The following is a 6,202-nucleotide window of genomic DNA, read 5'->3' as shown; positions in this document are numbered from 1 at the left end:
GTATCATAGGCCTTCAACGCATCGATGTGCCAGTGATGTCTGGGTCTGTACTCCCGGAGAAAAGCCTTTATTTTTTTCGATATTACCAGTCCCCCGAACGTGAGCAAAATTTCGGGCCTTAGTTTTTCGAAAAGCGTTTCATGGTTGTCCCGTTTTTCAATAGGTGCCAAAATACTGTCGATACTGGCAAAAAATTTCGGATGGTGAAGATTGGATGTGGTCTCGGTGAAAACGATCACCGAAGGATCTGCCGCGAGCCAGTCTAAAAATCGCTGTTCGGCAGCGTTGGGGTGATTGACACCAACAAGTACCATTTTTCTCCCGGATGTGTCCCACACATCAACAAAGCTTTGAATGTCGGTAATTTCAGGATCTTCCGTAGTTTCCGCCGGCACCACCAAGGGCACTGCCGCAGGTTTGAGGGCAGTGTCATACAACGGTTCTTCAAAAGGAACGTTGATATGTACGGGCAACTTGACCTTTAGGGCCACGTTCAAAGCCGTGTTCAATTCGCTGTCATTGTGTTGCTGTATCACTTTTTGCAGTACATCTTCCGAATCACCTTCAAGCCATTTTGGGGCATACTTTTCCACCCGATCGGTAGCATGTACAATGTCTTGTTTCAAATGGGCGGAGTATCCGATATGCCGATGGAAAACGTCGTCTTGCCGAATGGTCTGTCCGTCTCCGACGTCGATTTTATATAGAGGCCTATCCGCAGAAATCACCACCAAGGGAATACCGCTATAAAATGCCTCGGCCACCGCGGGATAATAATTCAACAAAGCACTGCCCGAAGTACAAACTACTGCCACGGGTTCCATCAGATGTTGTGCTATACCCAAGGCGAAGAAGGCCGCACTACGCTCATCGACGATACTAAAACAGGAAAAATAGGGGTCTTCCGTAAAATCGATGGTCAAGGGGGCATTTCTCGACCCTGGGGAGATAATGATGTTCTTGATGCCTTTGGCCTTACAGTGCTGCACGACCAATTGCGCCGAGGGAATGCTGGAGTGTCTCATGGGGTGCAAAAGTAGTCGAAAATTATCCTAAAATTGATAGCATTGTGCTACTTTTCGCCACCGTCTCTTCCCATTCCCGTTCGGGGTCGGAGTCTTTGGTAATGCCGCCGCCTACATATATATGGGCCCTATTTGCTTTAAGTTGCATACAACGCAGATTCACATACAGCGTCGTTGTCTTCGTGATGGAACGATAGGCTTGGTTTTCCTGATTTCCCTTACGGTTATTTCGTTGTTTATCGGTTCTTAGATTCAGTTCGCCCAAGAATCCGGTATAGAACTCCCGATTGTAATTCTCGTTCTCCACTATAAAATCCTGCGTGCTTTCTTTGGGCATACCACAGATGGCAGGGGTCGGGTGCAATGCGCTTACAATGGACCCTAAGTTTTTTTCATCTACAAGACCCGTAATCTTGGTACGTAAATGAAGTAATTCGCCAGCACGTATGGTTTCCGTGTTCGACTTACTAAGATGGTCGACCTGATCTTTAAGGGCATCGGTGATGTAGTCGGTGACCAGTTGCTGCTCTTCGAGTTCCTTATGTCCCCATTTCGGATTTTCCGTACCTGCATATTTTTGGGTTCCGGCCAATGACATCGTAGTCAAATGCCGGTTTTTGAGCATCAACAAAATTTCCGGGGTCGCGCCCAACCACAGACCGACCTTCGGATGGTACCATAGATAGCAAAAAGCATTGGGGTGTTTGACCAAAAGCTTCTGGAACAAATCTAACGGACGCGCTTTCGAATCCGTTTCAAGGCATCTGGAAAGGACCACCTTTTCAAAAGTGCCTTTTTTTATTTCGGAGATTCCTTTTTCTATGAGATGGATGTGGGACTCTTTTCTTTCTTTGTCGGATGTTGGCCCGGTCACCTCATCTTGTTTGTCGGATGTCGACATGGCCAAATCATCTTGTTTGTCGGATGTCGGCACGGTCCCATCCCATTTTGTGTTGCTGACCTGTCGTTCCAAATCCGAAATCTCAAGCAATGCATCAGGAGCAATAATTAGGGTAGGATGTCTTGCATCAAAAGGGGCGAAAATAAATCCCGTTTCCGCGTATGTTTTGAGATGATGTACTCGGTCATCGTTCTGAAAGACGGCCTTTACCCTATCCTCCTTAGGTTTCCTGTAGGCCACGAAAGGAAGCTTTTTTCTAAATTGGGTGTCAATACTTTCAAAAAAATCCAACGGCATATTATTTTCTGAATAGGACAATCGCAGCCAGTTTACAAACGGATATCAGATTTTTTTCGGCAAAGCGATCGTGGTCAATTTACAGACGGAAACCAAACGGTCTTCGCTATCGGTAATTTTGATATTCCACAATTGGGTGGTGCGACCTTTATGTACTATCGTCGCTTTGGCGAAGACATCTCCATTGCGGACACTTTTTACATGATTGGCCGCAATTTCGATGCCCCTAATGGCGAATTGCTGCGCATCGAGAAAGATGTAAGAGGCCATACTGCCCACGCTTTCGGCCAGGGCCACCATGGCACCGCCGTGCAAAACACCGTCCGGTTGGTAGACTTTGGAATTTACGGGCATCTTGCCGACAAGATAATCCGCCCCAACATCTGTATACTCGATCTGCAGGGTTTCCATCAAAGTGTTTTTTGAGGAATTGTTGCAAACCTTGAGTATTTTCTCCTTGTAATCGTCCATAACCTTTATTTTTGGCCTTTGTTCCCGCGCCACTTCGAAATTCGTGAATTTGAAACGGTAGGAATAACTCCATCCAAAATTAATCATACTATACCAAAATCGACTTCCTTTAAAGCAATTGTTTATGACTCCTTCGGAAAATACCGTTACGTATACCAGCACCAATTCCTACAGTACTTTAAACACGCTGTCCGAAACTACGGAAAACGTGTGGATCGTAATGCACGGCCTCGGCTATCTGAGCCGTTACTTTATAGGACATTTCGACGGACTCCCTTCGGATAAAAACTATATCATCGCTCCACAAGCGCCTTCAAAATACTATTTGAACACCAGTTACACCCGAGTCGGGGCGAGCTGGTTGACCAAGGAAGATACGCAACGGGAAACCGAAAACGTCATGGTCTATTTGGACGCTGTTTTGTCGTCAGAAAAACTTACCGGGAGCTGTAACCTCATCGTACTCGGTTTTTCACAAGGTGTTTCAATTACCTTGCGTTGGGTCGCGAAAAGGCAGATCAAATGCACTCAATTAATACTGTATGCCGGCGCTATCCCCAATGAACTGCAAGCTTCGGATTTTGATTTCCTCCTTAAATATAATACCAAGGTGAGCATAATCGTGGGTGATAAGGACGAATATCTGAACGAGGAACGGCGAAAAACGGAATTGGCAAAAATCGAAAAATTATTCGGCGGAACAGCGCAGGTAATAATTTTTGAAGGGGGGCACGAAGTGAATAGGGATTTAATATCCGACTTGGTGCCATGAAACCTTTGTTAATCCTACCTAGTATTTGTTTAAAATTAAACCGTTTCGGAAGCAAAAAAATACGGTCTTAAAGATAGCAAAAATACCAAAGATACTAGGAGGTTGACAACTTCGTGAAGCTTAAAATTTAAATGCGAGCGATCAAAACCTCCTCCCCGGCGCAAACGCCGAAATATCCATAGAAGTCTTTTTATTTCCAATAATTTCCGAAACCAATTTCCCCGTAGCGGGGCCAAGACTCCACCCCATCATGGCGTGGCCGGTGGCGAAGGTCAGGTTTTTGATATCTTTCGATTTGCCGATATACGGGAGTCCGTCCGGGGAGACGGGGCGCATTCCGGTTTGGGCGTCGGCGATTTCTTCTTGGGTGATGTCCAGTTCGGGATAGAAGTTTTTGGCACCGTTGGCAATCGCCAAAACCCTTTCTTTTCGAATGGTATCGTTGATGCCCGAGAACTCCATAGTACCTGCGAAGCGCGTAAATTCCCGCATCGGGGTTACGGCCATACTGGCTTCCATCAAAATTGAGGGCATCGATATTCCCGTCGGGCGCGCTACGTTAATCCGGTAGCCTTTTCCCGCCTGTAAAGGGAGTTTGATATTCATTTTTTTGGATAGGATTCCACTCCACGAACCGGCGGCAAGTATGATTTCGTCAGCAGTATATAAACCTTTTGAAGTCCGGATTTTGCCGATTTTTCCATTGGATACGGATAGGTCGAGCACCTCTTCGTCCGTTTTTATTTGAACTCCGGCACTTTTTAAGTACGTCAACAATTTGGGCATCAGTTCCGTGGGCGAGGTATGGCCATCACAATGGTAATGAATGGCGCCCTTGGCATCAATTTTTATATTTGGCTCGATAGTTTCCAATTGGGATTTGTTCAGTTCGGCAACCTCAAGCCCTAAAAAACTCGCCTTTTGCGCCACTTCCATTTCATGTTCGAATGCAGCGTCCGTTTTGTAGATCATCAAGAGGCCCTTACGTTCGAGGTGGAAATCGCCCAGATCCCCGGAAGCTTTTATGTCCTCATAAAGTCCACGGCTCAGGATGTTGATATCCTTGATGACGGGAATGGCCTTTTCTACTTTCGCCGCGGTCGAGGATTTATGAAAGAACCATGACCATTTGAAGAAATCGATATCCCAGCGGGGTTTGATGTAAAAGGGACTTGAAGAATCGAACATCCATTTGATACCCTGCGCAATTTTTCCTGGAGATGCCATCGGAATGATATGACTGGGCGTGATATAGCCCGCATTGACGAAGGAAGCGCCGGAGGTAATATCAGATTTGTCGATGACCGTTACCTGATGCCCTTCCTTTTGCAGAAAATAGGCGGAGCTTAAACCTATGATGCCGCCGCCGATGATGATGATATTTTTCAATGTTGAATAATTTTAATAGGTGTTGATTTGAAAACCTGCCCGTCCGGCAGGCAGGTTTGAAGATATTCCACGGATGAACTAGTCTTCAAATCGATTAATCTACAAGCCGCCTCCGGCGCGGGGAGGTTTCATATCACTTGAAATCCGTGCGCATACGGATCGTCGTCATCGATCGTAATGGTATTATGCCCATAAATCTTCGCCCAACCTTGAATACTTGGGATAATCGCCGCAATACCGGCTAAAGTAGTCTCCTCCTCTACCCTTCCGATAAACTGCGAACCGATAAAACTTTCGTGGATGAATGCGTCTCCCAACTTCAATTTTCCCTTGGCGTGCCATTGTGCCATTCGGGCGGAAGTACCGGTACCACAGGGAGACCGATCAATAGCCTTATCTCCATAAAAAACGGCATTTCGTGCTGTCGCCAGTGGAGAAATCGGCTTGCCCGACCACATCAGATGGCTCACATCGCGAATGGTTTCGTCTTCGGGATGGATAAACCTATCCGGATATTTCAGATTGATTTTTTCGCGGATTTCCTGACTGAAATGCACCAATTTACCGGCGGAAAAGTCATTGATGCCCGAGAAATTCTTTTGTACATCTAAAATCGCATAATAATTTCCGCCGTAGGCGACATCGAACAAGAGTTCGCCCAAATCGGAACTTTCAACCGTGAGATCCGTGGCCGCCAGATAGGATTTCACATTGGTCAGTTTTACCCACTCCACCTTTTTTCCGGCCATTTCGTATTCGATCTGTACCAGGCCCGCGGGAGCGTCCATACGGATCTTTCCGGGTGTTTTTGGTTTTAGCAATCCCTCTTCGATACCGATAGTGATAGAGCCAATAGTACCGTGACCGCACATGGGCAGACAACCGCTGGTCTCGATAAAAAGGATGCCGAAATCATTTTCAGGATCGGATGGTGGATAGAAAATACTGCCGCTCATCATATCATGGCCCCGAGGTTCGAACATCAATCCCTTGCGGACCCAATCGTATTCCCGTAAAAAGTGCTGTCTTTTTTCGCTCATGTCGGCGCCCTTGAGTTCGGGACCGCCTTTAGCCACCACACGTACGGGGTTACCGCCCGTATGGGCGTCGATACAGACAAACGTATTTTGTGGCATCATAGTGCTGTGTTAAACCTGTTTTAGGTTCCAAAGATTTTTGGTCTAATGGTCTGGTTTTAAAGGCGTTTTTGGTTCTTGGGTCTTGTTTGGTTTAATGGTCTGGTCTTAACGCTGTCTTTGGCTGTAAAGACGTGTTTGGTTTAACCGTCTGGTCCTTGATGCTCATTTTAAAGATTCGATATAGGCATCAATACGACGCTCCAAAATC

The 6,202-nt window shown here is 46.3% G+C and carries 6 protein-coding genes; 1 reads left to right on the top strand and 5 read right to left on the bottom strand.

The window, feature by feature from the left end; translation table 11 throughout:
- From menD to ACEW8S_RS04215, 3 genes are all read right to left on the bottom strand, one after another.
- Positions 1 to 1,025 (bottom strand): 2-succinyl-5-enolpyruvyl-6-hydroxy-3-cyclohexene-1-carboxylic-acid synthase (menD, locus tag ACEW8S_RS04225; RefSeq protein ID WP_373516935.1); only part of this gene is annotated, 1,025 nt, incomplete at its 3' end.
- A gap of 22 nt (positions 1,026 to 1,047) precedes the next feature.
- On the bottom strand, positions 1,048 to 2,244 hold the full coding sequence (locus ACEW8S_RS04220) for a chorismate-binding protein (protein WP_373516934.1): 1,197 nt from the start codon (positions 2,242 to 2,244) through the stop codon (positions 1,048 to 1,050).
- A 24-nt stretch (positions 2,245 to 2,268) separates the two neighbouring features.
- The gene (locus ACEW8S_RS04215; RefSeq protein ID WP_373516933.1) at positions 2,269 to 2,694 is read right to left on the bottom strand and encodes a PaaI family thioesterase; all 426 of its coding nucleotides are present in this window, start codon (positions 2,692 to 2,694) and stop codon (positions 2,269 to 2,271) included.
- 124 nt (positions 2,695 to 2,818) lie between these two features.
- On the opposite strand from ACEW8S_RS04215, the gene ACEW8S_RS04210 reads away from it, so the two are divergent.
- Complete coding sequence (locus tag ACEW8S_RS04210) at positions 2,819 to 3,466, top strand: alpha/beta hydrolase (protein WP_373516932.1); 648 nt, start codon at positions 2,819 to 2,821, stop codon at positions 3,464 to 3,466.
- Positions 3,467 to 3,607: 141 nt separating this feature from the next.
- Here ACEW8S_RS04210 and ACEW8S_RS04205 read toward each other — a convergent pair whose 3' ends face one another.
- Positions 3,608 to 4,855, bottom strand: a complete 1,248-nt coding sequence (locus tag ACEW8S_RS04205) for an NAD(P)/FAD-dependent oxidoreductase (RefSeq protein WP_373516931.1) — start codon at positions 4,853 to 4,855, stop codon at positions 3,608 to 3,610.
- 128 nt (positions 4,856 to 4,983) lie between these two features.
- Complete coding sequence (locus ACEW8S_RS04200) at positions 4,984 to 5,991, bottom strand: 4-hydroxyproline epimerase (protein ID WP_373516936.1); 1,008 nt, start codon at positions 5,989 to 5,991, stop codon at positions 4,984 to 4,986.
- Positions 5,992 to 6,202 lie beyond the last annotated feature (211 nt).

The organism is Pricia sp. (assembly GCF_041745955.1).
Taxonomy (GTDB): domain Bacteria; phylum Bacteroidota; class Bacteroidia; order Flavobacteriales; family Flavobacteriaceae; genus Pricia.
The sequence above is the reverse complement of the archived record's forward strand: the minus strand, read 5'-3'. Positions and strand labels throughout refer to the sequence as shown.

Coding starts and splice junctions, on each gene's coding strand:
- ACEW8S_RS04200 (WP_373516936.1), bottom strand. CDS start 5,991: ATGCCACAAAATACGTTTGTCTGTATCGACGCCCATACGGGCGGTAAC.
- ACEW8S_RS04215 (WP_373516933.1), bottom strand. CDS start 2,694: ATGGACGATTACAAGGAGAAAATACTCAAGGTTTGCAACAATTCCTCA.
- ACEW8S_RS04210 (WP_373516932.1), top strand. CDS start 2,819: ATGACTCCTTCGGAAAATACCGTTACGTATACCAGCACCAATTCCTAC.